Origin of the sequence: Campylobacter concisus (assembly GCF_015229965.1) — a bacterium.
In the GTDB taxonomy this organism is placed as follows: domain Bacteria; phylum Campylobacterota; class Campylobacteria; order Campylobacterales; family Campylobacteraceae; genus Campylobacter_A; species Campylobacter_A concisus_BD.
Genome location: NZ_JAAKZB010000045.1, coordinates 1 through 2,263, shown reverse-complemented (window position 1 = coordinate 2,263; position 2,263 = coordinate 1). Strand labels below are relative to the sequence as shown.

1 protein-coding gene is annotated in these 2,263 nt (G+C 34.3%); it reads left to right on the top strand.

What is annotated here, in order from left to right; translation table 11 throughout:
- A partial coding sequence (locus G6W43_RS10450; protein ID WP_194169760.1) for a hemagglutinin repeat-containing protein occupies positions 1–2,263 on the top strand: 2,263 nt, incomplete at both ends.

Sequence of the window (2,263 nt, the reverse complement as noted above, 5' to 3'; positions counted from 1 at the left end):
TTAATGCTGGCGCTATCGCTTCTAACAAAGAGGCTAAGATAGATGCAAAGACTATAACAAACAAAGATGAAGCGCTAATAGCAGCAAAAGAGAGCCTTAACATAAAAGCAGACACTTTGGTAAATACATCTAGTCAAATTTATGCCAAAGATATAAATGTAGAGGCTAAAAAGCTGGTAAATAACTCAAGCTCGCAGGCTAGGGTGGATACAGTGCATAAACAAGACACTATGCACCTAAAAAAAGAGGGTGTAAATAGATATAAGCTTGGCGTAAATTTAAAAGAACTAAAAGAGAAAATAAGCACCAAACTAGCTAAAAAACTAGGCAAAGATATAAGTGAGCTAGATGAAAACGAGGTAAATGAGCTAGTGTTAAAAGAGGCTATAAATAAAGATAGCGCTCTATATGCTCTAAATTTACATAAAGACTCATATCTATACGGCACCAGCCAAAAGATATTTCACAACCTAAGACTAGACTATGATACAAACGAAGTTCTAGTTGATACTAGTAGAGCAAAGAATAATGAACAAAAAAGAACCATCACATATAGCATAGTTAAAGATGTTCTAAATGAAGATGATAAAGCCAACTTCATCCCAGGCAGCATAATAGCAAACAATGATATAAATTTAAATGTAAATGATATCTTAAACGATAAGAGTGTTATATATGCTGGTGGAGATTTAAAACTAAATAGTGACAATGTAGAAAACATAGCTCTAATGCTAAATAACAATGTAAATAGCTATAGTGTTTATAAGTGGAAAGAGAAAAAGAAATGGTATAGAGGCGGAGGATGGAAAACTAAGGGCGGAACAGGAAAAGTTTTTAACTTCTCATACACTGATGTTGGTTTGCCAGCAGTTTTTGCAGCGGGCAATAACATAGTAGGAAGCACTCAGGACTTTTCTAGCTACGCACTAAATGACGATATAAAACTAGCAAATGTTGATCTGGATAAATTCTCTGAGCCAATATTTAATAGCCCAATTATTAAAAACCTAAATAGAAGAGTGAAAAACCAAGGGTATTACTACAGCCTTGATAGTATAAACTCTGCTTATATAGCAAATATCCTTGATGGCTTATATGAAGCAAGAAACGAGAGCATAAGTAAATTTAAAAAAGAAGCTAAAGATAAAAACGTAAAAGCATCAGCTCTTGTAATGGCTAATAACATAGACTTAGACGCCAAAGGCAACATAAGCCTAGCTGGTAGTGTAGTGGCTGATAGTCTAAATTTAAATGCGGATAAAAAGATAAAGCTAAAAGGTGCGGAGCTATCAACTAGCGGCGATGCTAACATCGCGGCTAATGATATAGAGATAGATAGTTCTGATCTAAAATCTAAAAATTTAAACATAAACGCAAAGAGCAATATAAACTTAGATCAAAGCAAGTCTCACTTTAGCAAAGTCTCTAACCTAGAGACCACAAATGATATAAATTTACAAGCTGGCAATGATATAAAAGTCTCTGGCTCAAATTTAGATGCAAGTGGAGATATAAATTTAAACTCAGGCAATAATATAGAGATAAAAGCAGATGAGTTTAGCTATACTCATCACGCAAGCTCTAAAGGTATGAAATTTGACGAGAGTGTAAAAAGAGTAAGTGCTGCAAATTTAAACGCTAATAGCGACATAAATTTAAATGCTAAAAACACTCTTGTAGTCTCATCATCACATCTAAACTCGCTAAAAGATATAAATTTAAAAGCTAGCGACATCATACTAGCAGCGCAGTCAAACAGTAGCGAAGCAACAGCTATAAATAGCTCTAAATCGCTCCTTTCTAAAAAACAAACCATAGATAGCGCTGTAAGCTCAGAGGTGGTAAGCACTAGCCTAAAATCAGGCAATAACATAAATTTAAACTCAGCTAATGATATCTATCTAGTATCATCTAAGCTAAAATCAGACAAAGATATAAATTTAAACTCAAACAACAATATCCTCTTTGAAAACGGCTACGATGTAGAGGCTAGCTCTCATGCTTCTAAAAAGAGCAAAATATCTTTAAATCCAAATGCCTTTTATAAGAGTAGCTTTGACCTTGTGGCAAATGGCAGCAAGAAGGCAGTTTATAGCACTATAGACTCAGGAAGCGATATAAATTTAAATGCCAAAAGTGCTCTTAGCCTAAAAGGTGCAAACCTAAACTCTGGCAATGATATAAATTTAAACGCAGAGCTTATAGCTATATCAAACACAAATGATGAAAGCTACCATAAAGAGGAGCATAAGAGTAGCAGAGT